The following is a 26,123-nucleotide window of genomic DNA, read 5'->3' on the forward strand; positions in this document are numbered from 1 at the left end:
AGGGGCTTTACACCGGGACTCTGAATGTGAAGGTGCTTCCTTCGCCCACGGCACTTTCGAGCTCGATCGTGCCGCCGTGGGCTTCGATAATTGCCTTGCTGATGGACAGCCCCAAGCCCACCCCGGGGATGGTGGTGCTGCGCACAGTGCTGGACCGGAAGAACTTGGTGAAGGCGTGGGCTTGGTCATGTTCACTCATTCCCATCCCCATGTCCCTGACCTCGCACACCAGATACCGGTCGTCCGGCCTCAGTGAGACCACCACCTCGCCCCCGTTAGGAGAATATTTGATGGCGTTGGAGACCAGATTGTCCAATACCTGCGATATCCGGGACGAATCCACGTGGGCGTCCATCGTTGGCGGAGTTTCCGCGAGGAGCCGCACGCCGGAGTTGTCGGCACGCGGGATGGCAGCACTCACGCTTGCCCGCACCAGCTCGGCCATGTCTGCCGGACGCGGACTGACGATGAGCTGTCCCCTCCGGCTGGCGAGCAGGTCCGAAACAAGGGACAGCAAGCGCTCTGAGTTGCGGCTGATGATCTTGAGGAAGTAGGTTTGCGCTTCCGTGAGCTTGCCTTCGTCCATCAGGATTTCCACGTATCCCAGAATCGACGTCAGTGGTGTGCGGAATTCATGCGAAACGTTGGACACGAAATCGTCCTTTGCCGCCAGCGCGTTGACGAGTTCGGTCACCTCCCCAAAAACCACTACAGAGCCAGCGAAGTTACCGTCCCGGTCCTTCATGGCCCGCGCGCTGGTAGTCATGGCCCGCTGGTCCTCGCCCTTCCCCAACCAGACCAGATAGTCCGTGAACGTCTCTCCCTTAACAGCGCGACGGACCGGGCGGGACTCGGCCGGCACCGGGGTGACGCGGTCGGCTTCGAAGACCAGCAGCTGCGTTTCATTGGGATCGCTGATGCCGGGAGGAGTGGCGAGCCTGTGGTGCGCGCGCTGCTTGCGGTTCATCAGGATGTCGTGGCCGTCTGCGTCGACGGCGACGACGCCCAGATGGACGGTTTCCAGCACGGTGTTGAGGATGTCTTCCTGCCGGGTGCTCGCGGCCAGGGCGGTGCTCAGCAGTTCGTCTTTCGCCTCAAGATCCCGTTGCTGCCGCATCATGCTGAGCGTAAGGACACTAACGGAAATGCCGATCCCTAAGGTGACAACAGGCAGCAGCAGGGAGCGGGCAAAGTCCTGCCCATTGAAGTGCCCGTGGACAACCAGCGGAACCCAGATGATGGCCAGGGGAGCAAAAAAAGAGGCGGCGATGGCCGCACGGGGATACAGGCCCGAGGCGCACAACCAGATCACAGGGAGAACGGCCATCAGACTGATGCCGGCGAGTCCTTCCTGGCCGCCCTCCCGGCCCAGCCCAATGGAAACGAAATCCAGTAACGGAACGATGAGGAAACTGGGGTAGAGGAGCCGCTCCCAAGGCACGGCGTAACAAAGAACCAGGATGACAGCCTGTGAAACCAGAAAGCTGATGAAAAGCGGATGGGCCAGGGACGACGGAAAATAGGCGATAACCAGCACCGCAGTAAGGGCCGTCGTCACTGACAACGGCATTTGACTGAGGCCCACGCGGCCACGCAGAGAGTACTTATGGAAAGGCCGCCTGAAAAACATCAGGCGCCCCGAAGGGATATTCCATGTTTTGTCTACACTCATGCGCATAATGCCGAAATGGGGCGGTTATCTGCATTCATAACAACAGGGTATCCGTCGGGAGCTATACTGCAGACGGGGCTAGCGGACTGAGGGGGCTGCGATGAGCGAATCACGTGTAGGTCTTGTCATTGAAGACGATGAGGACATTCGAGGACTCGTGCGTGTCGTCCTGGCGCAGGCAGGGTTCGACGTGCATGCTGCCAGTACCGGTTCAGAAGGCGTTGAGGCGGCCAAGAGGCTGAACCCGGCCGTTATTACCTTGGATCTTGGCCTGCCCGATATCGACGGTTTTGAGGTTGCCCGGCAGATCCGCCAGTTCTCTGACGCCTACATTGTGATGCTTACCGCGCGGGCGGAAGAGCTCGATACCCTCATCGGTCTTGAGTCCGGTGCGGACGATTATCTGACTAAGCCATTCCGGCCAAGGGAACTGCGTGCTCGTGTCGCGGCGATGATGCGGCGGCCTCGTTTAGATGCTCCCGCGTCCGAACCGGCGGCTGCACCGTCCTCTGAGCAGCTGATTGTGCACAATGGCCTGGAGCTGAGCTACGAAGCACGAACGGTCGTTGTGGACGGGGTGGAGCTCAACCTGACACGGACTGAATTCACGCTCTTGTACGCGCTGTTGGAAGCCGGACGGCGCGTTCGGACAAAATCGGAGCTGGTGCGCCGGCTTCGCGACGAGCCGTACGACGTCGGGGGGTACATTTCCGACGCCGACGAACGGTCCGTTGAGGTCCACATGGGAAACCTGCGAAAGAAACTCGGCGACACTCCGCAGAACCCCCGGTGGCTGCAAACGGTCAGGGGCATTGGTTACAGGCTTGCTCCATCCCAGGAATGATTCAGCTTTAGGCGCCGGCTGACAGGAACTTTTAGCCAGCTGACAGGAACTCATCCAGTTGATGTTCCAATTGGGTCAGGTTCTTGAGCTCGCATTCCCATACGGTGAGCACATCCCAACCTGAGCCCTCCAGCAGGAGGCGTTGTTCGGCGTCGCGCTTTCTCGTCTTGGTTCGCTTGGTTTCCCAGAAGTCTGCATTGGCCTTTGGTGCATGTTGCCCTACGCGGCACTCATGAAAGTGCCAGAAGCAGCCGTTGATAAAGATAACCTTGCGGCGACTGGCAAAGACGAGGTCTGGCCTGCCGGGCAGTTTTCCGCCGGAGGCGATCCCATGTAGGCGGTAGCGGTACCCCTTGGCGTGCAGAAACCGGCGGACCAGCATCTCAGGCTTGGTGTTTTTGCCTCTGATCCTGGACATGTTCCAGCTGCGCCGTTCAGGGGTCAGCCGATCTGCCATGGTTCCAGTCTAGGTTTCCCGGGCTCTCCTCGCGTTCTCCCAGTGGTGCGATGCAGCCGGGTGCAGAGCGATGTGCATCGCGGTCTCGCAGACTGTTCTCCGGTTCTGCTGTGTTTAGGAAATGTAATTTGTGGACGCCGGGGCTGGATAAACGACGTTTTGCAGCGAGAATTCTCCAGTCATGGAGGCTTTAGGCCTTGTCCCACTCCATGTGACTTCTAATTTGGGCGCCATGGTGGTAAAAAGCTACTTCAGGTGCCTGTGGATAACTTCGACTTAGTAAATGTCACCTCAGCTACCCTTTAAGCATTGTTCGGACCACGTGTCACGAAAACTATCGGGGGACAGCTGCTCATGACTGCTCGCAATTCCGTCTATATGCGTCTACGTGTTCTAGCGGCAGCCGTGGTCACCGCCGGTGCGTTGGCACTCTCAGCATGTGCCGGCGGCGCCCCTGGCGGAGGCGGAACGCCCTCGACCCCCGCGCCTACCCAGTCAACATCGGCCCCAACTCCTTCGCCGACTCCCACTGCTGTCTACAAACCGGCTGATGCTAAGGGCAAGGCGCAGAACGTCCCGCTGCCGGTTATGCCCGAGGCGGCGAAGGCCGAGACCAAGGAAGGCCTGGAAGCGTTCGCGAAGTACTGGTACGCGCTGATGAATTATGCGTACGAGACAGGAAACCTGGAACCTATCAAGTCTCTGGCAGCTCCGGCCTCCTCATGCGCGATGTGCGACAAGATCTTTCCAGCCGTAGAGAAGTGGAACAGCGAGGGACGCTGGGTTGAAGGGGCAAGCATCGAAGTCCATGCACTACAAACGAAGTTTACGCAGACGCCTTCAGGAGAGTATCAAGTTGCTATTCAGTCCCAACAGCGTGCAGGGACACTTCGCAATGCGGATTCAACCGTCGGTCAAACCGTCGAGGAAACGAGCATGCTGGGTGACCTGCTCATTGCTAAGTTTGTCAGCGGCGAATGGTTAGTCACCAATGTCGACAGATTAGGCGGATAGTGGATGGAATCCTGGGGGAGGAAAGCGCTGTCATTGTCAACCCTCATTGCATTCCTGGCTTTCGCTACGCTGGGATATCTGCCGGCGGTGAAGGCTCAAGCAGGAGATTCGGATCTGTCGTGGAATGGACCCGGAATCGGGGTCTGGCGATTCGATCCGGGATCAGGGGTTTGGGTGGATTCACCGAACACACTTCCGGACGACCCAAATACCTATAAATTTGAGTACCTGTGTCTTGATGATGGGAAGAACAATTACGACGTCGCCTGTCTTGCCGGCGCTCCTCAATGTAACGAGGGGGAGTCAGGGAGGCCAGTGCGTTGGTTCTCATCGCTTCGAGTCTTCGATCCCCCCATCTGGTCGTCCATCAGGCCGGACCGGTGCATTTACACAGAAGATCCCGCGGATGTCTTAGGCCAGATTGCTGCTCAGATCCAGACCAAGTTTGAGCAATTGCCTGTTGTGGCAGGAACTTCGGGGATCCAGCCCAATCCGCACACGTTGAAGGGCGCCGAGACCAACTTTTATGCAGAAGCGGCGGAGCAGACTTTCACCGTCGATATGCTCGGCCAGAGTGTCGCGATCGTCGTAAAACCCGTGCAATACCAATGGGATTACGGGGATGGCGGTAGCCTTGGGCCCACCACCTTGATGGGTGGTCCTCTGCCCGAGGACCGTTGGGGCGAAAAGACCCGGACAAGCCACGTTTATACCGAAACCGGAGACTTTCAGGTTGTCCTGACCACCTATTTCCAGGGCACCTACTCAGTAAACAATGGACCGGCTTTGCCTATCCCGGAAGAGGGTCAATTCAGTTCGCCTCCCCAAACGATCAGCGTGTGGAGGTCGACCACGCGCAACTACGCTGACGACTGCATTGAGAATCCACAGGGCCAAGGATGTCCTGGCGTTCCAAGCATCCCGTAGTCCCGTATTGGGCCGGAGGGTGATCTGCGTCTCACGCGGAATAGTTGCTTGTGCAAACAAGTTGCGGTGGGTGGACACTCTTCACAACCAAAGGATTTGCACATGTTGTTTTCTCCGCTGACTCTTGGCGAGCTCGAACTGCCCAACAGGCTTGTAATGGCACCCCTTACCCGCGTCCGTGCAGGAAAAGAGGGTGTTCCAGGATCTTTAGTGGCGGAGCATTACCGCCAGCGGGCCTCATTGGGGCTCATCGTCAGCGAGGGAATCTACCCCAGCCATGCAGGCCAGGGATATTCGGGGCAGCCCGGACTCGTTACTGAAGCGCAGCAGGCAGGATGGGGGAGAGTCACTTCAGCTGTTCATGCCGAAGGAGGCCGAATCTTCGCCCAGATCATGCACGCCGGCAGGGTCAGTCATGAAGCTGTGAACGGCGGGTATGAAGTAATCGCCCCGAGCGCCATTGCGATTGAAGGCGAAATTCACACTCCGCTGGGCAAGCTGGCCTACCCAAAGCCCCGCACGCTGGGAACAGGGGAGCTGCCTGCAGTTATTCAGGAGTTCGTTCAAGCGTCAGTGAACGCTATTTCGGCTGGCTTCGACGGCATTGAGCTTCACTCCGCCAACGGTTACCTTCTCCATGAATTCCTCAGCCCGGCATCCAACCAGCGCGATGACGTTTACGGTGGCTCTCCTGAAAACCGGGCGCGGTTCGTCATCGAGGTTGCCCAGGCTGTGGCTGCTGTAGTCGGCGGCGACCGCGTGGGTATCCGCATCTCGCCGGAACACAATATTCAGGGCGTTCTGGAAACGGACGGATCCGATGTCCTGGCCACATATGGAGCGTTGGTTGATGCGATCGAGCCGCTGAACCTCGCTTACCTGAGCATCCTCCACCAGGATCCTTCAGGGGAGCTGATTCAGGGCCTCAGGAAGCGCTTCGGGGGACCGTTCCTTGTCAACTCCGGCTTCGGCATGGTGACCACCCGCGATGAGGCTATGGGGCTGGTGGCGGACGGTCATGCCGACGCCGTCGTGGTCGGTCGCCCGGCTATCGCCAACCCTGACCTGGTCCGCCGGTGGCGGGAAGGCCTTCCCGTGAACGAGGCAAACCCCGCGACCTTCTACGGTGATGGTGCCGAGGGCTATACCGATTACCCCGCGTACCAGAACTAACATCCAGCTGCAGTGGCAGCGGGGTACCGCAAACGGTCGCACCGTGATGGTGCATCTAACTGTGTTCGGTTCCCCGCTGGCACAGGCCGATGAATCCGCCAAGTTGCGCCAGGCCCTCCGGATGGGAGGGAAGGTAGTTTGTCAGCTGGGGAGATCGCACCACCACGGCACGCCACTGGGCCCGGGAAACTGCAACGTTGATCCGGTTCCGGGATAGCAGGAACTCGATGCCCCGGGGAGCTTCAGCGACGGCAGAACATGCCATCGAGACGACCACCACGACGGCTTCTTGCCCCTGGAATTTATCCACGGTTCCCACCCGTACCGCTCTGAGCCCGGCGAGGTCCAGGGCATCCCGGACCACGTTTACCTGCGCGTTGTACGCTGCGACCACCAAGATGTCCGGTTCGCCGAGCAGACGGCTCCCGGCGCCGTCGTCGTGCCATTTAAGCCCGAGATGCCGCTGGACTTGCTGGACTACTGCTGTCGCTTCTTCTACGGAGGAGGTGGTGTTTCCGGTGTGGGGAACAAAAACGGTCTCGATTCCGGCCGGGACGCCGTCGAGGATGCGCTGATCCGCTGCGCGTGAGGACTGCAGTCGTCCGTCGTAGGAAAGCTCTGAGACTGCCCTGCACAGCTCTGTAGTCATCCGCCACGAGTCCGCAAGGAAGTAACCCAGCTCGGGCGGCAACGTCGCATGGCCGTCGGAAATCCAGCCCAGTGCGGACTCGTTAACGGGCTCCGGATGCGTTCCTTGACTTACCTGGGGAAGCTGCTGGGGGTCGCCGAGCAGCAAAAGCCGAGGGCTGGCTTGAGCCACTGCCAAGGTATTGGCGAGCGAGAACTGGCCGGCCTCGTCTATCACCAGCAGGTCCAGCGAACCAGCGGGGACCGCGGCCCCGGTCATGGTCCAGGCAGTTCCGCCTACCAGCGCCCCATCGGGGGAACTGAGGAGCCGCTCCACATCGGCGGCAGATCGGTTGGCCCACGGAAGGGACTCGCTGTGCTTGACGTCTTTGGCCACTTTTCGCGGGTCCACTCCCGCTTTTTGCACGGCAGTCCGCATGAGGTTCTCGATCACGGCATGAGACTGAGCAACTACCCCCACCTTCCAGCCACGGTCAACCAACCGGGCGATCACGTGGGAACCCACGTGCGTCTTGCCCGTGCCAGGAGGGCCCTGAACGGCCACGTAGGAGCGGTCGAGGTCCAGGACAGCATCGGTGATGGCATCGATGAAACGGTCCGGGCCTTGTCCGACGTCCGGCAGAGCAGCACGGTTCCGAAGGCGTGGCGGAACCCTGCGAACCAGATCCAGGCCCGGATGCTCCGGGAAACGAGGGTGGCCTGGCTTGCTGTCCAACAGTGAGGCAGCGACCTGGTCAGCCAACGATGCCAGAGCCTGCTCCAAGCTTTTGGTGGCGAGAGGCTGGTCTTCTGTAAGGGCTATGGGTACCGCCGGATAGGGGTCGACCTTCTTGTGGAGCCTGTCCCGGATAACGACGGTGTCCTGGCCATCTTCATGCCCCAACTCCAGGATCTCCGTTCCGAACCATCCGCCGCGACCGGAGCCGTCTTTCCCCGTGCCTTTCAGCCCGGCCGGGAGCGGGCGATCGTACATTCGGAACCATGTGCTGCCGACCCGCAGATCGGACCCGGCACTGACGTTGCCCGTGAGCTTCACTCTGCGTTCGGGCAGCCTGGTTCCCTCTTTGCGCCAGTCGTCTAAGATTTCCGCCCGCTCGACCAGGAAGACATTCCGGTCGTGATGATGGCTTTCGGGACCGTTCTCGCACCGGTCGAAATGGGCCCACCAGAATGACTTCCGCTCGCGGCGGTGATAGCTGACAGCCGCTGCCACCATCGCAACGGCATGGCTATCGGCGTCGGGCCCGCTGTCCTCGATGGTGCCGGCAACCTTTGCGGCCTGTGTCCGGGATTTTGCCCACTCGTCCAAGAACGTGTGCAGGACGACTTCCGAGGTCCTAGGGCCAGAACCGGCCGCGACCGCCTGACTTTTATCTCTTCGTTTTGAAGAGTGATCCGCTTGCGAGGAGTCAGCTAAAACTGCCGGTGAGGATACATCAGGTTCGATGCCACGTTGCCGGGCAAGGCCGAGAAGCCAGTTCCTCAGTTCCAGCGTGGAAACACAGTCGTACTGGTTGTAGTCGGAAATTCCGGCGAGGATTTCAGCCGCAAGATCGTCCAGTCCATTGTCGCGTGCTTCGCAGAAGTCAGCGTAGGCAACCACAGAAGCTCCGGCGTCAGTGACATCTCCGGAACGGAGATTGTTGCCCATGTACAGGGGTTCAAGTTTCTTGATGCTGTAGGAGTTCTCGGAGATGCGGATGCTGTTGCGGACGGTCTGGTAGAGATCCACCAAGAGCCCGTCGCGGAGCCATTGATCCACGATCTCTTCACCGGCGACATGCATCACCGAGAGTTTACGCAGCGCCGTCTTTTCGTAGGCGGCGTAGTGGTAGACGTGCATGTCCGGATATGTGGCCCGTCTGTCTTGGACATAGTCAAGGAAATCCAGGAACGCCTGTTTTTCGGCGGCGCGGGTGTGGGCCCAGAAGGGCCGGAACACTCCCGCTACGCCGGGCTTGAGAGGCGCTTCAACCACACCGAACAGATACTCAAGCCCCCAGGTGCCGGTTGCATCTTCTTGCCATAGGGGGTCTCCCTCAAAGTCGAAGAAGATGTCGCCGTCGTTGGGAGGTGGCAGCTCCCTCAAGCTGTTTTCCGGCATCACACGGTAGCTCAGGGCGTGTTCTTCGCCGTCCTTGACGTAACGGACGCTTCCGTCCACCGGACCGAAACCGGTTTGCATCCGCGCCTGATCCTGCAGCCGCAGGAGCGGGGGATTGGCGTCAGGAAAATCTGCTTCGGCGAGCTGATGCACAGTGAAGATACCCTGCTCATGAAGTTTCTTGCGCTGGCTGGAGTTCATTCTGGCCACCAGCAAGACGTCGTCCGTCGCCTTCACCTGTTCCTGGCAGTAATCGCACCTTCCACAGGCAACGACTCCAGATGCTCCCCAGCTCACGGGGGCCGGGGCAGCCCGGTGTTCGCCAACAAGTTCCAGAAAGCGCTCACGCCGCTCCCGGAAAACCGGAAGGATGTCCGCGAGTTTGTGGCTGCTGCGCACATTCTCAAAGCTGCCATCCGCGGTGACTACTGTGGCACCGAGGATCAGCGTGACCAGGGGATAGGGTTCGAGACCTGCTCCCAGCAGTTGATCACCATAGGCAGCCAACTGGAGCAATGCCGTGACTTTTGCGTGCCGGGCGAGTTTGGTGTCGTAAACGGCGTAGCGGCCGTCAGGCTGTTTCACGAGAAAGTCAGAGCGCCCGTGGAAGGTGCCATCAAAGAAAGCAGCCTGGAAAACGACGTCGGCGCCTGATTCCAGAGCGGCGATGGACTCTGCATGTTTGGCCAGCAGCGTGGCGCGGTCCATTTCAGAGGCGGGCGCGACGTCGTACACGCCGCGTTGCCGGGACGGGTCCCAAGGACCGAACTCTTCAACGAACTTGTCCAGGACTTTGTGTTCATGAAGGTCGCCAAGCTTCGCTGTTCGCTCCAACATCGCGTCGGCCGGGAAGATAGCGCTGGGGGATCGTCCGAGTTTTTCGTCGAGTTTCCGAAGCAGTTGATATTCGCACGTGGCCGCTGTCACGAGGTCGCTCGCGGAGAACACCAGGTCCTGTTCCCGCCCAGGACCTTCTGGTTCAAGAAGAAACACGCTGTCCCCGCTCCTCGTTGATGCGTCGTGACATTTGCTGCCACCTTGCCGTCGGCTGGAGCTGGGTTGCAAAATTCCGCTAACTCCGTTGGCTGACGTTCTGTTGCCAAGCTATCAAAGGCGGCTGACATTATTGCCTCGGGATCAGCAGCTCTGTTGCGACCCGGTCCAGACAGGTAGGGTCTGAGGCATATGACTGACCAGCAGCCCTCCCTCAACCAGCCTTCCCTGAACCAGCCCTCCCTGAACCAGCCCTCCCTGAACCAGCCCGGCGCACCAGTGCGCCCTGCCGCCCTCTTGGCCGACGGTCCTGGCTTCGAAGCAGCGGTCCATGCCGCCGTACAGAGCTTGCGAGAAGGCGGAATTCCTATCGGTGCGGCCTTGGCGCGGGGAGGCGAAGTGATTGCCAGTGGCCACAACGAGCGCGTCCAGAAGGGCGATCCCATTGCCCATGGGGAGATGTCAGCCCTTCGCGCAGCCGGCCGGCAGAAGAGTTACCGGGACACCACGCTGTACACCACCCTTGCACCGTGTGCGATGTGTACAGGAACCATCATTCAGTTCAAGATTCCGCGGGTAGTGGTGGGCGAGGCCCGGACCTTCCCGGGGGAGTTTGAGCTCCTGCGTTCCCGCGGCGTCGAGGTGGTGGTTCTGGATGATCAACGGTGCATCGACATGATGGTGGCATTCCAGCAGGAACACCCCGAGCTCTGGGCAGAGGACATCGCCGAGTAGGCTGCCGGGATCCTGCACGCGTCTCACAAAGCAACTTCGCTGAACCACCTCGTTGAGGACCCCAGAGGAGGCGCTTATACCCCGTCGACTTGGTGAGCGCCCCGGCGTAGGCTGGATCTGTCGGCGCAAGCCGGGGGCCTGCGTCGATATTCCAATCGATGAAGGAGGACCAATGAGTGCAGTCCGTGAATTCATGACTACGAACGCCCAGTGTATTACTGAAAATCAGTCCCTCGTGGATGCCGCCCGCATGATGATGGACCTTGACTGCGGTTCGTTGCCGATCTGTGGTGATGACGGCAAGTTGAAGGGCATGATCACCGACCGGGACATCGTGCTCAAATGTGTTGCAGCTGGCCGTGATCCAGGCGAGATGATGGCCCGCGAGCTCGCCACCGGCAAGCCCCACTGGGTCGACGCCGACGCCAACATTGACGAAGCCATCGAAATGATGGAAAGGTATCAGATCCGCCGTCTCCCGGTTATTGCCGATCACAAGATGGTAGGCATCATTAGCCAAGGAGACATCGCCCGCAATTACTCTGAGGAGAAAGTGGGCGAACTGGTGGAGCACATCTCGGAACGCAAGAGGATGCAGTCCAGCAGCTCGTGAGTCAGACAAACTCATAGGCAAACCAGCGCCACGGAGACAACTCTGTGGCGCTTCTTTCTGCACCAAAAGTGCCCCGATCGAACAGCCCTCCGGGGCTGGCCTGACAGAATGTCGGCGGGGTAAGGCAAAATGATTCGGGTGAACCAGCAACAGCAACAACCGTCTCCTTCCGCTTCGCCTGACGCCGCGATCCATGCCCAGATCGCCCAGGAACTCGGAGTCAAGCCCTGGCAGGTAAAGGCTGCTGTGGAGCTGCTCGACGGCGGATCAACGGTGCCGTTCATCGCCAGGTATCGCAAGGAAGCCACCGGGACGCTGGATGACACCCAGCTCCGTGAGCTTGAGGAACGCCTCCGGTACCTGCGTGAACTGGAGGGCCGCCGTCGGGCTGTCTTGGAGGCGATAACTGCCCAAGGCCAGCTGACTCCGGAACTCCGCGCCGCCGTCGTCGCGGCTGACACCAAGTCCCGGCTCGAGGATATCTATCTGCCGTTCAAGACCAAGCGGCGCACTAAAGCCCGGATTGCCCGGGAAGCTGGCTTGGAGCCGCTGGCGGAGTCCCTGCTGAAGCGGCCCGAACTGGATCCCGAGCGCGAGGCCAGTAAGTATCTGAACGCGGAGCACTCTATTGATGATGCCGCTGCGGCGCTCGCCGGAGCGCGCTCCATTCTGGTGGAACGTGTCGCGCAGGACGCCGATCTTGCCGCCACTCTCCGGGAACGGCTCTGGGCCCAGGGCCGGATGGTTTCCCGAGTCCGGAAGGGCAAGGAGTCAGAAGGCCAGAAGTTCGCAGACTACTTCGAGTTCTCCCAGGCCCCCTCCGGCATGCCGTCCCACCGCGTACTGGCGCTCTTACGGGGCGAGAAGGACGGCGTCCTGGAGCTCGATCTCGCCGAAGCAGAACCGTCCGACGACGCCGCCCTCGCCGCTGCGCGCGGCCGTTACGAATCCGCTGTGGCCAGGTTCCTCGGGGTAGCTGATCGTGGCCGCCCCGCGGACTCTTGGCTCATCCAGACCGCCCAGGTGGCGTGGAGGTCCCGTGTCCTTGCCCGGCTGACTGCCGACCTTCGGACGCGCATGTTCGCCGCCGCCGAAGATGAAGCCGTTCGGGTGTTCGCCAATAACCTCCGTGATGTCCTGCTCGCTGCGCCTGCCGGCAACCGGTCCACGCTGGGCCTGGACCCCGGACTCCGGACGGGCGTGAAGGTTGCGGTGGTGGATGGGACCGGCAAGGTGGTGGCCACGGAAACCATTTATCCCCACGCTCCGGCACACAAGTGGGACGAGTCATTGGCAAGTCTTGAGCGCCTGGCCCGGCAGCACGACGTCGAACTTATCGCCATCGGCAACGGAACGGCATCCCGGGAAACGGACAAGTTGGCCACTGAACTCATCAAAAGGGTGGGTGCCGGCACAGGCAAGAAACCGCAGAAACTCGTGGTGTCTGAGGCCGGGGCTTCCGTCTATTCTGCATCCGCCCTCGCGGCGGCCGAACTGCCCGGGATGGATGTCTCGCTCCGCGGTGCCGTATCCATTGCGCGGCGGTTGCAGGATCCGCTGGCCGAGCTCGTGAAGATCGAGCCGAAGGCGATCGGCGTCGGGCAGTACCAGCACGACGTCACGCCCGCCAAGCTGGACCGCAGCCTTGATGCTGTGGTGGAGGACTGCGTCAATGCCGTGGGTGTGGACGTCAACACGGCTTCGCCGGCTTTGCTCAGCAGGGTAGCCGGAGTGGGTCCGCTGCTCAGCGAGAACATCGTTGCCTACCGGAACGAGAATGGGCCGTTCGCTAAGCGCAGCGAGCTCAAGAAAGTCCCGAGACTAGGAGCCAAAGCCTTCGAACAGTGTGCCGGGTTCCTGCGCATCACGGGCGGACCTGAGCCCCTTGATGCCTCAAGTGTTCACCCCGAGGCCTACCCAGTGGCGCGCAAAATCATGGCCGCCGCCGGTGTGAAAACGGCTGCTTCCGGTGCCGGTAACGGTACTTCCATTGCCGCGGGTTCACTGGCGACTATCAACGCCCAGGACTTTGTCGAGGGCGCTTTCGGGTTGCCCACGGTGAAGGACATCATCTCGGAGCTGGAGAAGCCAGCGCGTGATCCGCGGCCCGCCTTCGCCGCTGCGGCCTTTGCTGAGGGGATCGAGAAGATTTCGGACCTCCGGCCCGGCATGGTGTTGGAGGGGACGGTCACCAACGTGGCAGCCTTCGGCGCCTTTGTTGATGTGGGAGTGCATCAGGACGGCTTGGTCCACGTCTCCGCGCTTGCCAACCGTTTTGTGTCAGACCCCCGTGAGGTGGTGAAGTCCGGCCAGGTTGTCCGCGTCAAGGTATTGGAAGCAGATCCTGAGCGGAAAAGGATCTCACTCACCCTAAGGCTTGAAGACGAACCGGGCCCTGCTCGCCCTGCCTCCGGCAGCAAGGCCGCCCAATCCAGCAAACCGGCATCGTCCGGCAGGCCTGCTCAGGGCGGAAAACCGGCCCAGTTCAGCAAACCGGCCCAATCCAGCAAACCGGCACAATCCACTAAACCTGCGCCGGTGAACACAGCGATGGCTGAAGCCTTGCGGAAGGCCGGGCTCGGGAAATAGGACACGGCTGGCTCCTGCCGAACCAACCAACGGCTCAGCGCGGGGCCGAGGCAGTGAGGCCAGCGAGAATTAGCATTGACGCATGACTTTCACCGAGCCGGCTCCGTTCACTACGCGGCCCACGCTGCAAGGCACGTTCGGGATGAGTGCCTCTACCCATTGGACGGCGACGGCAACAGCCCAAGCCGTGCTTGAACGTGGAGGCAACGCCTTTGACGCCGCCGCCGCAGGCGCTTTCGTGCTCCATGTTGTCGAACCGCACTTGAATGGGCCGGGCGGTGAGGTAACCGGCGTATTTGCCACTGCGGCTGAACCAGAAAAGGCGGTGGTTCTGATGGGCCAAGGCCCGGCGCCACTGGGGGCAACCCGGGAACACTATTTGGCTCAAGGCCTTGACCTGGTTCCGGGATCAGGGGCGCTGGCCGCAGCGGTTCCTGCCGCCGTCGACGCCTGGCTTCTGCTCTTGCGGGACCACGGAACGTGGGAGCTGGAATCCGTGCTGGAGTTTGCGATCGGATACGCGCGGGACGGTCATCCGATGCTGGGGCGAGTCGGGCACACTATCGCTGCCGTCGCTGAGCTGTTCAGAGACCATTGGCCCACGTCGGCGGCATTATGGATTCCGAACGGCAGGATACCCACGGATGGTGAACTCATCAGGAACCCGGCGTATGCCCGCACGCTTCAGCGACTGGTCGAGGCTGGGAGTTCCGGCCCGGGGTCGAGGGAGGACCGGATTGATGCTGCCAGACGTGAGTGGCGGGAGGGTTTCATTGCACATGCGATGGCGGATTCGGTGAAGACCCCGCACCGGCATTCGTCCGGCAGTGATCACTCGGGGGTGCTGGCGTTGGAGGACCTCGCGCGATTTGAGGCGGCTTACGAGCCCGCGACGACTTTCGATTTCCGCGGCCACACCATAGCGAAGACAGGACCATGGGGGGCAGGGTCCGGCGCTTCTGCAGACGCTCGCGATTCTTGAGACATTCGACGACGAGTACGTTGATCCCTCCACTGAACTTGGAATCCACACGATTTTAGAGGCGCAAAAACTGGCGTTGGCCGACCGCGAGGCCTATTACGGCGATACGGATGTGCCGCTCGAGTACCTTCTGTCAGCCGAGTACTGCGAGGAGCGCAGGCGACTCATCACAGAGGACGCCTCTTTGGAGTTCCGGCCGGGAAGTGTGCCCGGCCGAAGACGGTACATGCCACCTCTTCGTAGAGATTACCTTCCGCCGACACCGGGACAGGTGCCCCCAGGTTTGGGCGAACCTACAGTGCAGCCGACGGGGGAGACCCGCGGCGACACCTGTCATATTGACGTCGTTGATCGCTGGGGGAACATGATCTCTGCAACTCCCTCTGGTGGCTGGCTGCAGTCGTCGCCAGCGATTCCAGAACTCGGTTTCTGCCTGGGCACGCGCCTGCAGATGACCTGGTTGGAGCCCGGAACTCCCTCAACTCTGTCGCCCGGAAAGCGGCCGCGGACGACTCTCACCCCTAGTTTGGTCCTTCGTGACGGCAAGGCGGTGGCCGCTCTGGGATCTCCTGGCGGTGATCAGCAGGACCAGTGGCAGCTGCCCTACCTCTTGCGGACCATCGTGGGTGGCTACTCACCGCAACAGGCCATCGATGCGCCTACGTTTCACACAACATCTATGCCCGGTTCGTTCTGGCCTCGTACGTGGGAACCTGGTGGGGCGGTTCTCGAAGATCGGCTAGGTGCTGACGTCATTGCCGCTCTGGAGCACCGAGGGCATCGGATCACCGTGGCCGGAGGATGGACGTTAGGCCGATTGTCCGCTGTGACCCGGGATCCCCATACCGGGATACTGCAAGCTGCGGCCAATCCCCGTGGCGCCCAAGGGTATGCTGCCGGGCGATGAACCCTTGTCTGGGGGTCTCTCATTTGGGGCCCCTGGCCTCCACGGGGACTTGGACGCGCCACGAGGTTTGGGCTTCCGGCTGTACGGGCTTTCTGCAAGGCTGGGTCAATGACGTATTTCCTTGAGTACACGATTCCTGCCGCCCCGGACAACGCCGAGTTCGAGTTCCCGCACGATGAAATAAACGCCGGGGAAACCATTCCCCTCTCGGAGACCCGCGCCGAAATCATCCATACTCCCGAACTGCCTGCCCGAACGGCGATCGTCGGGGCGACAGTTCCGGAAGCGAAGATGGAGGCTGAACAACTCATTCTCCACAGCCGGGCTACGGAAGGATCTTTGTATGATGACCCGTCTAATTCCCTGCAGGATGGAGTGGGAACGCTGGTAGCTACCTATGTGGAAGACCGCGGCTGGCAGGACGCTCAGCCTGGAGGCTACGAGCCCGCTGAGCTGCCTGAGGACTAAGGCTCGGGCAAGCCCTTCCGTGAAGGTTGCGAAGCAGCACTCATGAAGAGAGGGCCCGGCAAACAAGTCCGTCCAAGCTTCTGGGCGGCGCACGCGACGAGTTTCCCGAAGGCAAGTTTGCCCCAATCGGAATTTGATGGTTCCGCTTGGGGCATTCTTGTGTCCCCGTAAACCCTCCCTCATCGGTCACCGGGAGGACGGCTGCACCCGCGTTTGATCCACTTTGCGGTTGTTGGCTCGGCTTCCGTGGTTATTGGTGGAAGTAGTGGTTTTGGCGGGGTTGTTGGGTGGGGTCGATGTGTGGTGGTGGGATGAACCAGGGGATGCCGTGTGGCATGTGGATGGTCCATTGTTCTTTGTGGATGAGGTGGTGGTGGTGGGTGCAGAGGAGGGTGCCGTTTTCGGTGCTGGTGGGTCCGTTGTGTGACCAGTAGGTGGTGTGGTGGGCTTCGCACCAGGGGGCGGGGATGGTGCAGCCGGGGAAGGTGCAGCCTTGATCGCGGGCGGTGATGGCTTTGCGGATGTGGGGCGGGAAGATGCGGGTGGTGCGGCCGATGTCCAGGATGCGGCCTTCGCTGCCGAGGAGGATGGGGATGATGTCGGCGTCGCAGGCGATTTTGCGGATGGTGGAGGCGGTCACGGGCCCGGTGAACGCGAACGTGCCTGTGCCCGAACCGGAACCGGTCCCGGGGCCTGTCTCATCGTCGGCGCTGGTGCTGGCGCTTGTCTGCGTGGGGTTGGGGAGGCGGGTGAGGAGGTCGCGGTAGTCGATGGTGACCATGATCTGGGGTCTGAGGCCGCCGGCTGCGGGGAGGCTGGTGGTGGTCAGGGCTGCTTTGCAGGCTCCGATGAGGCCGTCGAGGAGTTGCTGGGGCCGGGTCCGGCGGTCCAGGGCTACCGTCTCTCGGGTTGCGCCGTCCACTGACGTTGTGGTTCCCCGCTCACCTGTCTCCGCCGCGGTTGCAGCTGCAGGTGTTCCTGTCGCTCCGCCAACGGTGGCTCCTGGTGTCCCGGGTTCTGGTGGTGTGTGGAGGCGGGGGTTGGTAGCGGTGTTCATGGCGGTGAGGAGGTTTTCGAATTGGTCGGTGGTGGCGAAGATTTCGAGGTGGTGGAGTCCGCGGCGGGTGGGGCGGATGAAGGCGCCTTGGCGGTGGCGGAGTTCTTCTTCGGAGGGTTCGGCGCCGTCCTGGTCGATCGCGTCTGCCCAGCGGCGGGTGATGCGGGTCAGGAAGTCCTGGTCTTCGGTGGCGGCGGTGCGGGTCAGGGCGTGTTCCATCCGTGCCAGGGTGTGGGGGTCTGCGATGTGTTGGGCGCGTTCGAGGGCCAGGGTGATGATGGTCGCGGCGCGGGAGGGGATGGTTCCGGCGGCGAGGGCCGTGGCGAGTTCTTCTCTGGCGGGCGGGACGGGTTGGCCGGTGATTCCGGTGGAGGGCACGAGCGCTGCGGCCAGGGCCAGGCGGCGTCGTGCTTCGACGGCGCTGATCCTCAGCCTGGCCCGGAGGAACTCGGCGGTGTTCCTGCACCCGTCCCCAACAGGCACAGCAGACCCGGGAGATGTCTCGGGTGTTTCCGTGCCCCAGCCGGTGGTCCAGCCGTTGGTGGAACCGGCTGCTGTGGAATTTTGAGGGCGGGCGGCTTCGTGGCGGGTGCGGTCCACGGCTGCGGCGGCGAGGACCTGGAGGTATTCCACGGTGCGGGAGAGTTCCTCGACCTGGCCGGCGAAGTCCGCCGCGTCGGTGAAGCCGGACAGCGCGAGCTCACCGGCCGCCGTCGTCTGCGCCGTTCCTAACAGCTCAAGACTGGCCGCCACCGCACCGGAGACGCCGCCGTCCAAAGCCGGCGTCACGGGGACGGCTCGCTCCTCCGGAACCACGCCCGGCTGGGATGCCGCGGCGGACGGCACTGCCCGCAGCGCAGCCCGCCCCGGAAGCCTGGACCCGGGAAGGCTGGACCCAGGAAGGCTGGAGGCTGCAACGGCAAAAGCTGATTCCTGGTGGAAGCGGGCGTTGGAGAACAGCCCAAGGCGCGTGGCCTGGTTCGGGGCGTGTTCTCCAACGGCTTCCATGGAATAACTCTGTCAGCAGGGTCTGACAAAATAAGCCCAGGTTTCAAGCCCGAAATGCGAAAGGTCAAACCCCAAAACGCGAACTAGTTAGTCCCGAAAACGCAAACGATACGACTGGCATCGCAAGGAATGACCTAGCCGAGTCGAGAACTAGTTAAGTACCCGAATCCCTTCGGGCAGGGTGCCGCCAGCCATCAGCTCAGCGGCGGTATCCGCCAATGCCGTGAGGGCTACGCGCTGGGTCCAAGGACCATAGGAAATCCTCGATACGCCCAGTTCCTGGAGCTTTGCGGGCGGCAAGGACCCCGGCACATTGATGACTGATACCTTGTTCCAGCCGATTCCCTCCACAAGGGCAGCAACAGTGGCTTCGTCGAGGAGGCCCGGAACAAAAATAACAGTTGCGCCAACGTCGAGATACCTTCGGCCGCGCTCGATTGCGTCAGCCAAAACGTCGGCCCGGTTGCGGTCCTTACCCTTGAGGAAAGCGTCGGTGCGGGCGTTGAGGACGAAATCAATGCCCTCGGACTCCGCAGCCTTGATGACGGAGGTCATCTGGAGAACGGCGTCGTCGATGGGCTGCATTTGGTCCTCGATGTTGGCACCGACAATCCCGACGCCGATTGCCTTCCGAGTGGTTTCACCAGGATCGCCGTAACCTGCCTCGAGGTCAGCTGAAACGGGAAGTTCTGTGACCGCGGCGATCCGTCCTACAGCCTCAACCATCAGATCCACGGGTATGCTTTCGCCATCCTTGTAGCCCAGTGACGCCGCGATTGAATGGCTGGCCGTTGCCAGGGCGGACGTACCGGGGAGGTCTGCAATCACTTTGGCGGTAATGCAGTCCCACACATTCACGACTTGAAGAATCTGGGGTGCCTCATGCAGGCGAAGGAGTTCGGCGGCTTTTGCGGTGGTGGATGCAGTCATAGGGCGAGCCTAGCGTGCTGTCTTGTCGCCATGCGCCTACCCCCGTGCTGCAGCACCCGAACCAGCACCCGCACCCGCAGGCCCACGCTCCCGGTCACCGTGAGATGTCTTTTGCCATGGCCACCGCCCTGTTATTTCCAGTTCCAGGGAGAAGCTGAGGAACGTCCGGATGAGGACGATCATCGCGAGTACGCCTAAACTTCCACGCCCTGCCTGAATCCCGCACCGTACGACGAATCAGCCAAGAGATCAGAACCATCAGCGCGAAGCCTCGAGCGCAACGTCCCCTGCTTCAGCTCGGCACTGTACAGCCCGCGCTCCACGAGTTCCGGAACCACCAGCTCCGCGAAGTCATTGAGCGATCCCGGGCTCACAAGCGGGTTGATCATGTATCCGTCCAGCCCGGACACGGCAGCGTGATCCTGGATCTGGGAGGCAACATCTGACGGCGTGCCGATGAACAGCAGGTCTGTGCCGCGGGTGACGTCGGCGAACTTCTTACGGACATCGCCAGCGGTCAGGGGCTTCTCTCCGGTGCCACCCTTGACGACGTATGAAGTCAGCCCGTTGGAAACCGTGGTGAGCGGCTCGTCGTCCGCGTATTTGCTGAGATCGATTCCGGTATCGCCTGCATAACTGACCAGCTGGGCCTCCACATGGTAGTTCCGCTGCAGCTCGTCGTACTTCTGTTGCGCCTCAATGGCGGTGGGCGCAGTGATGATCCGCGCCAAAGCCATTGACCGCACCTCTCCTACGGGCCGGCCCACGGCAAGCGCTCGCTGGTTGATATCCGCCAACCCTGCAGCGATCTCCTGCGGGTCCTTCTTGGGCAGCAGGATCACTTCGGCGTGCTTCGCTGCGAATTCGCGGCCGCGCGGTGACCAGCCTGCCTGGAACAGGGTCGGCGTCCGTTGGGGTGACGGCGACGTCAGCGACGGTCCGTCGACGCGGAAGTGCTCGCCGTCGTGCTTTATGGGACGCACAGAACCGGGCCGGGCGTACAGCTTCTGACTCTTACTGCCGACGACGGCGTCCGCCGCCCAGCTGCCTTCCAACAGTTTGTAAAAGACATCCATGAACTCGTCGGCGCGGGCATAGCGGTCTGAGTGTTTGAGCATCTCATCCATACCAAAGTTGCGGGCTGCGCTAGAGAGGTAGGACGTCACGATGTTCCAGCCGATGCGTCCGTTGCTGAGGTGGTCGAGGGTGCCGAACCGCCGGGCCATGGAGAAGGGGTGCTCGTAGGTGGTTGAGGCGGTGATGACGAAGGAAAGTCGCTCGGTCAGAGCAGCGAGGGCCGGCACGTACATAAAGGGATCGTTCGCGGGCGCCTCGACCGCCCATTCGAGCGCGGCGTCGGCCGAGCCGCCGTAGACATCGTAAAGGCCCAGCACATCCGCGAAGAAGAGGGCGTCCAGGTTGGCCTCCTCGGCGGTTACTGCCACGTTCCGCCACCGGTCCAAGGAGTTCACCTGCAGGCGGTCATCGAGCGGGTGGGTCCACAAGCTGGGCGCCCCGCCGCAGCCGGCGCTCGCTTGTTCGTACAGGGCAAAAAGCAGTGGAGAGGTGGATGAGCTCATCGGGACACTTCGCTTTCTTTCGTTGTGGAGGAAGGGTCGACGGCGGTGCGTGGCCCGGTTTTGCCCGCGCCGTAGCGCAAGCGGAAGTACAGGTAGCAACCGGCCACAAAGGCCAAGCCGAAGGCCAGGGCCACTACCTGATTGGGATCAATTGCCTGCCCAATGAGGGATATGAGGCAGATGGCAAAGGCCAGCAACGGTACAAAGGGGAAGAACGGGGCGCGGTAGGGCAGCGTGGTGACGTCGCCGCCGTCGCGCACAAAAGCCCGACGATGGAAGAAGTGCGAGGCGACGATGGACATCCAGACGCCCACCGCTGCGAAGCCTGCAATGGAAACGAGCACAAGGTAAACAGTTTCGGCAGCCATCACGCTTGACAGCAGGGAAGCCAGGCCGCCCACCATGCTCACGCCCAGGGCGATCAGCGGGATCCCACGCCGGGTGACGCGACGGAAGGCTTTCGGCGCATGGCCTTCGTCGGCGAGAGAGAAGAGCATGCGTCCGCATGAGAAAAGGCCGCTGTTACCGGCGGACAGAAGGGCTGTGATGATCACGAAGTTCACGATGTCGCCAGCGTAAGGCACGCCCAGACCGCTGAAGACAGTGACGAAGGGGCTTTCATCCAGGCCCACCTGCCCGTAGGGAACTGTCGCCGCAATGACGGTGATTGCGCCGACGAAGAAGATCAGGAGGCGAAGTACCGTTGCCCGCAGGGCCTTGGGAATGGACGTGGACGGATCCTTGGTTTCGCCAGCGGCAACGCCGATCAGTTCCGACCCCGAGAAGGCGTAGAAGACCGCAAGCGTGGTTACCAGCACTCCTGTCAGTCCATTGGGAAAGAGCCCGTCCGGCGTCACGAAGTTAGTGAGCAGGAGGGGAGGGCCGGCGTCGGCGTTCAGGGGCTGGATGCCGAACAGGGCCGCACCGCCGAGGACGATCAACGCCACGATGGCCGAAACTTTCACAAGCGAGAACCAGAACTCTGCTTCGCCGAAGAACCTGGCGGAGAAGGTGTTGAGGCCGAAAACCAGCGCGGCGAACACCACGCACCAGATCCAGACGTCAACTCCCGGGAACCACCTTTGCATCAGAATCCCGCTGGCCGTGAATTCAGAGCCCAGAGCCACTGCCCAGCAGAGCCAGTAGAGCCACGCCGTAGCGAACCCGGTTGCTGGGCCGATGGACCTCGCAGCATAGATGTGGAAGGCTCCCGCGACTGGATAGGCGACAGCAAGCTCGCCCAGGCAGGCCATCACCAGATACACCAGGAGGGCGCCAAGAAGGTAGGCGAGCACTGCTCCAAACGGACCGGCCTGCGAGATGGTGTAGCCGGAGCTAAGGAAGAGTCCGGAGCCGATCACGCCGCCCATGGCAATCATGATCAGGTGCCGCGGACCCATGGTTCGCAGCAGCCCGCTGCCTTCCTGAGCCAACGGATCTGCGGCCAACGGGTCTTCAACCGACGAGTCTGTGGACGCGCTCGCCTGCGGTGGTTGCAAGGCCGTGCTTAGGTGTTGCGGCATCTGTGGGCTCCGGTTCAGGGGGAGGGGCCGGGAAGTCGGACCCCCTCACGCTAGGTCGAGAGCGCCCCAGCCTCCGCATTCGTTACAGAGTGTTGCAATATACGCACACGCAATTGCGTATTGTTACCGGCGCTCGGTTGTTACTGGTGCCCCGCCGTTGCTGGTGCCCCGCCGTTGCTGGTGCCCCGCCGTTACGGGTGCCGGACGCCTTTGCCCTCCAAAAGTGCCCGGTACCCCTCTCTGAAAGTGGGAAAGCTGAATTCGAAGCCTGTGTCTAGGAGCCGCTTGTTGCTGCACCGTTTGTTGCCGCCCCGGCCCGGCTGGCCAGCTGAGCCCTCAAGTTCCCGTGGTGAGGATGGTGGGTGGGGGAGTCCCAGTTCCTCGGCCAGGAACAGCAGGACCTCGCCCATGTCGGCGGGATGGTTATCCACTCCCAGGTAAACGGGATGGGGAGTGGCTTCCATGGTGCACAAGTGAACGATGGCGGCAGCTGCATCGTCCCTGTGGATGCGGTTGGTGTAGCGAACTTCGGCTGGGATGACTGCGCTACCGCTGCGGACCTGATCAATCAGGCGCGTCCGCCCGGGGCCGTAGATCCCGCCCAGGCGCAGCACCACGGTATCCGTGTCAGTGCCCTCAAAGCGGCCACGCAGCAGTTCTTCTGCCTCGAGGATGATGCGGCCGGAGAATCCGCCAGGAGCCGGCGTAGTGTCTTCATCCACCCAGCCGCCGTCGGCGTCGCCGTAGACGGCCGTCGAGGAGACAAACAGCACTCGGCGGGGTCTGACGGCATCACGCTTGAGCGCATCCAAAACATTCCCAAGCCCGTCCACGTAGGCAGCCCGGTAGGCTGCCTCGGTTGACGAGTCCGCAGCAACGGCAATGACTACAGATGAGGTGTCAGCAGGGACGGGCGGCAGTTCGGCCGATGTGAGGTCGGCCGCGACTCCCTCAATTTCGCCCGGAAGTTTCTGGGGCGAGCGTCGCCAACCCACCACTCGATGGCCGGCAGCGGCAAAACGCAGCCCCGCCTCGGTACCAAGATCGCCGCAACCGGCCATAAGCACTGTCATGCCCGCCAGTCTGCCAGAGCCCTCTTTCGTGGGCCTACTTCGTCTCTGGGCGTACTTCGCCGGTGGGCGTACCTCGGCGATTAGGCCAGCGGCGCGGGAACCGGGAAGAACACCCGGGGATCCTGCAGCAGGGCCGGGTAGTCGAACGCGGAGCGGCTGATGACTTCTGTGACCTCAAAGTTGCGCCCAAAGCTACCGTCCGGGAGCGTGATGGGGCGTCCCAGAACCTTGCCTACTGCGAAAGAGCCTCCCTCTCCCAGCGGTATGGCAACGTCTGATTTGCCGGGCAGGGTGCGGAAGGCCTCCTCCTGGCGCTGGCGCTTCCGGGACGGCTTCTTCACGAGTTGCTTCGGCGGCAGTTTCTTGGCCTGCTTGGCGGGACGCCTCGATCCCGTCTCGGCGTAAACAAACTGGTAGTCCTCGCCCTCGGGATCGTTGCCGGGAGCTGCCACAGCCCCGGAGCGGCTCACTGCCGGCAGGCTGACGGTGTCGATTTTTTCGGGATCGGAATCACCCACCGGCGCCCGAAGAATCCAGAGCAGGTTCTCCTCGGGGTCTTCAGGGAGGAACACATGCTTTGGTTCGGGCCACACGTACTCAAGGTCTGCAGGCGTCCCGGGGAAAACCTCGGTGTAAAAGCGCGGCTCCTTGCCGATCAGTTTGGAGCGGTGGCTCAGGTGAAGATCTGCATCGCCAAGCCACGGAGGCATCGGGATCTTTTCGGCATAGGCAGGATGGGCGGCCTGCGGAGCAAACTCGATGATCTTGTCCCGGGTTGTGTCGGGGCCGCCGCGGATGGTCCATTCGTCCACCATGGCCAGGCCGTAGAGCGTCAGGGCCGGGACATAGCCCATCCACATCCGGGTTGCGGGGTGGGACTGCCAGCCGTACTCCGGAATGACCAGGGCGCGCAGGATCTGCAAGGCTTCGACGCGTTGTTTGCCGAGCCGGGCGGGATCAAGAGCCGCGGCACTCTGGTGGAAATCTGGGTACGGGAGGAAGGTCTGCATCCTTCCAGTGTGGAGCCGCCGCGGTTAGAGTCCAAATGGCCGCCCGATAGCAGAAAATGGGATGCCTTATCATGGTTGGAGAAGTGTGCGGCGTAGCCTACTCGACCATATGGTGAGACACCAGCGACAACACGCCGTAGCAGGACTAAAATTAATGGACCCTCATTCAGCCGCCCGGAAGAACTCCCATGACACTCACTCCAGCCGCCTTACCGCAGCCAAAGTACGGACAGATGCTCAGCCCGGACGCGAACGGCATTCTGGTGCTTGACGAATTCACCCTTGATCCCGCCGCAGCGATCAAGGAGCAGCACGGTTTCCGCGCCGCCCTCGGCTCTGTGGCGCAGGCGTTGAACCGCATTGTGGCGGCCCGGGTGATCATTGCGGTTGTGGCTATCGCCAACCTTCCGCTCTTCCTGCTGTCCACCGGCTGGTGGATCTACGCAGTCTCGCTTGCCCTCGTAATTGGAGTCCATGCTTCAGTTTCCTGGCTGAACAAGCATGAGCCGAAGCTCCGCCAGCGTCATGAGCTGGAGCTCCACATGCACCGTGAGCGCAGCGACAACTACCGCAAAATGCGCAACGCCGTGAAGTTTGTCATTGATTCTCCTTCGCGCATGAACGAACAGCTCTATCTGGAGCTGCTGGCCGCCAAGCGCGTCGCCCTGCATCTTGCACTGGGTACCGTGGCGCTGCTGGACACGAGCGACGACACCGCGTGGAAAGTCCGGATCGTCCGCGAACTGCCCGTCGCCGCATAGCCACCAAACGGCATAGCCCACAAGAAGCAAGAGCTTTTCCCATAACCCAAAGCAGTACGACGCCGGAGAGTTCCCTCATGGGGGACGCTCCGGCGTCGTACTTCTCTTTTTGGACGAGGTACTACCCGTTTGCCTGGCTACGCCGGCAGCTGCAGTACCTGTCCCTCGAAGACCAGGTTAGGGTCCGCGAGCGTATCGAGGTTGGCGTCGGCAAGGGTCTGCCAACCGCCTGTGACGTTGAGCTTTTCGGCGACCTTGCTGAGGGTGTCGCCCTTCTCCAGGGTGTAGGTCTCGCCGCTGAGCGGAACGGCGGCGGCGTGGCGAGGAGCGGATTCGAGCGGAGCGCTTTCAACCGGCGCCACGGCTGCCGTGGCCGGAACTTCAGTGGGAACCTGCTGGACCGGGACGCTTTGCGGAACCGTCGCCGTCGCGCCCCCGCTCAAACCGAGCTGGGCTGCACAGGATGGCCAGGCTCCCCAGCCCTGGCTGGCCTGGACCTGCTCAGCTACCGCGATCTGCTGTTCGCGGCTCGCATCAGCTGCTGACCCCGTGCCTCCGTAGGCAGCCCACGTGCTCGAGCTGAACTGCAGGCCGCCGGTGTAGCCGTTACCCGTATTGGTGCTCCAGTTCCCGCCGCTCTCGCACTCGGCAAGGGCGTCCCAAGTGTTTGTGGGAGCAGCGGTTGTGGCGTTGGCTGCGTTTGCAGATAGAGCGAGCCCTGCAACGGAAACGGCGGCCACAGTGATTCCACGGCGCGCGGCAGTAGTGAGAGTTGATGATTTCATGGGTGAGGATGCTCCTGAGGGCCACCTGCGCTCGATCCGTCCCCGGAGGTCGTTGCGCCACTGCCCGCCCCTGACAAATAGAGGTCGTATTCGGTGTCTGCCGGCCGGGCAGTATCTGGTAGTGGCAGCACCGGGCATTCTTGGTCCCGCTTGGCGGGCCTGGTCCCGCTTGGCGGGCCTGTCTTCCACGCTAAGACAGGTGGTTGCGGAAGCCAAATCGTGAGCCGGAAGGTGTGTCGCGGGTAGCCGCCGAACGGCAGCCAATCCCGC

19 protein-coding genes and 2 pseudogenes are annotated in these 26,123 nt (G+C 61.9%); 10 read left to right on the forward strand and 11 right to left on the reverse strand.

The window, feature by feature from the left end:
- Positions 1–7: 7 nt before the first annotated feature.
- A complete protein-coding gene (locus tag M1D88_RS04515) occupies positions 8–1,672 on the reverse strand; it encodes a sensor histidine kinase (RefSeq protein WP_458113380.1) in 1,665 nt (554 codons plus the stop codon).
- A 100-nt stretch (positions 1,673–1,772) separates the two neighbouring features.
- On the opposite strand from M1D88_RS04515, the gene M1D88_RS04520 reads away from it, so the two are divergent.
- Positions 1,773–2,516: a response regulator transcription factor gene (locus tag M1D88_RS04520; protein WP_458113381.1), complete on the forward strand. Its 744-nt coding sequence runs from the start codon at positions 1,773–1,775 to the stop codon at positions 2,514–2,516.
- A 31-nt stretch (positions 2,517–2,547) separates the two neighbouring features.
- On the opposite strand, the gene M1D88_RS04525 is transcribed toward M1D88_RS04520, so the two are convergent.
- Complete coding sequence (locus M1D88_RS04525; RefSeq protein WP_458113382.1) at positions 2,548–2,973, reverse strand: very short patch repair endonuclease; 426 nt, start codon at positions 2,971–2,973, stop codon at positions 2,548–2,550.
- A gap of 354 nt (positions 2,974–3,327) precedes the next feature.
- Here M1D88_RS04525 and M1D88_RS04530 point away from each other — a divergent pair, with 354 nt between their 5' ends.
- The 3 genes from M1D88_RS04530 (at position 3,328) to M1D88_RS04540 (ending at position 6,087) form a co-directional block, all read left to right on the forward strand.
- Positions 3,328–3,987: a DUF6318 family protein gene (locus tag M1D88_RS04530; protein WP_458113383.1), complete on the forward strand. Its 660-nt coding sequence runs from the start codon at positions 3,328–3,330 to the stop codon at positions 3,985–3,987.
- Positions 3,988–4,302: 315 nt separating this feature from the next.
- The gene (locus M1D88_RS04535; RefSeq protein WP_458113384.1) at positions 4,303–4,914 is read left to right on the forward strand and encodes a PKD domain-containing protein; all 612 of its coding nucleotides are present in this window, start codon (positions 4,303–4,305) and stop codon (positions 4,912–4,914) included.
- A gap of 102 nt (positions 4,915–5,016) precedes the next feature.
- Entirely contained in the window at positions 5,017–6,087 is a 1,071-nt protein-coding gene (locus M1D88_RS04540; protein ID WP_458113385.1) for an alkene reductase, read from the forward strand.
- Between the two features lie 55 nt (positions 6,088–6,142).
- Here M1D88_RS04540 and M1D88_RS04545 read toward each other — a convergent pair whose 3' ends face one another.
- A complete protein-coding gene (locus tag M1D88_RS04545) occupies positions 6,143–9,832 on the reverse strand; it encodes a TM0106 family RecB-like putative nuclease (protein ID WP_458113386.1) in 3,690 nt (1,229 codons plus the stop codon).
- A gap of 192 nt (positions 9,833–10,024) precedes the next feature.
- Between M1D88_RS04545 and M1D88_RS04550 the strand changes: the two genes are divergently transcribed.
- The 5 genes and pseudogenes from M1D88_RS04550 to M1D88_RS04570 all read left to right on the forward strand — a co-directional run bounded on the left by M1D88_RS04550 (position 10,025) and on the right by M1D88_RS04570 (position 16,126).
- Positions 10,025–10,567 carry a nucleoside deaminase gene (locus M1D88_RS04550; protein ID WP_458113387.1) on the forward strand — a complete coding sequence of 181 codons (543 nt, stop codon included), beginning with the start codon at positions 10,025–10,027 and terminating at the stop codon, positions 10,565–10,567.
- Between the two features lie 172 nt (positions 10,568–10,739).
- The gene (locus M1D88_RS04555; RefSeq protein ID WP_458113388.1) at positions 10,740–11,180 is read left to right on the forward strand and encodes a CBS domain-containing protein; all 441 of its coding nucleotides are present in this window, start codon (positions 10,740–10,742) and stop codon (positions 11,178–11,180) included.
- Between the two features lie 129 nt (positions 11,181–11,309).
- Entirely contained in the window at positions 11,310–13,769 is a 2,460-nt protein-coding gene (locus tag M1D88_RS04560) for a Tex-like N-terminal domain-containing protein (protein ID WP_458113389.1), read from the forward strand.
- Positions 13,770–13,851: 82 nt separating this feature from the next.
- A pseudogene (locus tag M1D88_RS04565) lies at positions 13,852–15,658 on the forward strand (gamma-glutamyltransferase family protein).
- A 108-nt stretch (positions 15,659–15,766) separates the two neighbouring features.
- Positions 15,767–16,126 (forward strand): hypothetical protein, encoded by a 360-nt coding sequence (locus tag M1D88_RS04570; RefSeq protein WP_458113390.1) that lies wholly within the window; start codon positions 15,767–15,769, stop codon positions 16,124–16,126.
- Positions 16,127–16,376: 250 nt separating this feature from the next.
- Here the strand turns inward: M1D88_RS04570 and M1D88_RS04575 are convergent, their stop codons facing one another.
- The 7 genes and pseudogenes from M1D88_RS04575 to M1D88_RS04605 form a co-directional block, all read right to left on the reverse strand.
- The gene (locus M1D88_RS04575) at positions 16,377–18,191 is read right to left on the reverse strand and encodes a DUF222 domain-containing protein (RefSeq protein WP_458113391.1); all 1,815 of its coding nucleotides are present in this window, start codon (positions 18,189–18,191) and stop codon (positions 16,377–16,379) included.
- Between the two features lie 150 nt (positions 18,192–18,341).
- The gene (locus M1D88_RS04580) at positions 18,342–19,121 is read right to left on the reverse strand and encodes an isocitrate lyase/PEP mutase family protein (RefSeq protein ID WP_458113392.1); all 780 of its coding nucleotides are present in this window, start codon (positions 19,119–19,121) and stop codon (positions 18,342–18,344) included.
- Positions 19,122–19,157: 36 nt separating this feature from the next.
- Positions 19,158–19,322, reverse strand: a pseudogene (locus M1D88_RS04585) (DUF1622 domain-containing protein); the annotation flags it as partial.
- On the reverse strand, positions 19,316–20,701 hold the full coding sequence (locus tag M1D88_RS04590; protein ID WP_458113393.1) for an NtaA/DmoA family FMN-dependent monooxygenase: 1,386 nt from the start codon (positions 20,699–20,701) through the stop codon (positions 19,316–19,318). The gene M1D88_RS04590 and the pseudogene M1D88_RS04585, both read right to left, overlap by 7 nt.
- A complete protein-coding gene (locus M1D88_RS04595) occupies positions 20,698–22,101 on the reverse strand; it encodes an amino acid permease (RefSeq protein ID WP_458114429.1) in 1,404 nt (467 codons plus the stop codon). The genes M1D88_RS04590 and M1D88_RS04595 overlap by 4 nt, the downstream gene beginning before the upstream one ends.
- Before the next feature lie 314 nt (positions 22,102–22,415).
- Positions 22,416–23,297 carry an SDR family oxidoreductase gene (locus M1D88_RS04600; RefSeq protein WP_458113394.1) on the reverse strand — a complete coding sequence of 294 codons (882 nt, stop codon included), beginning with the start codon at positions 23,295–23,297 and terminating at the stop codon, positions 22,416–22,418.
- 80 nt (positions 23,298–23,377) lie between these two features.
- Positions 23,378–24,307: an MSMEG_6728 family protein gene (locus M1D88_RS04605; protein ID WP_458113395.1), complete on the reverse strand. Its 930-nt coding sequence runs from the start codon at positions 24,305–24,307 to the stop codon at positions 23,378–23,380.
- A gap of 188 nt (positions 24,308–24,495) precedes the next feature.
- On the opposite strand from M1D88_RS04605, the gene M1D88_RS04610 reads away from it, so the two are divergent.
- Positions 24,496–25,068 (forward strand): hypothetical protein, encoded by a 573-nt coding sequence (locus M1D88_RS04610; protein ID WP_458113396.1) that lies wholly within the window; start codon positions 24,496–24,498, stop codon positions 25,066–25,068.
- 137 nt (positions 25,069–25,205) lie between these two features.
- On the opposite strand, the gene M1D88_RS04615 is transcribed toward M1D88_RS04610, so the two are convergent.
- A complete protein-coding gene (locus M1D88_RS04615) occupies positions 25,206–25,853 on the reverse strand; it encodes a transglycosylase family protein (protein WP_458113397.1) in 648 nt (215 codons plus the stop codon).
- Positions 25,854–26,123: the final 270 nt, after the last annotated feature.

This window comes from Arthrobacter sp. R1-13 (genome assembly GCF_054161475.1).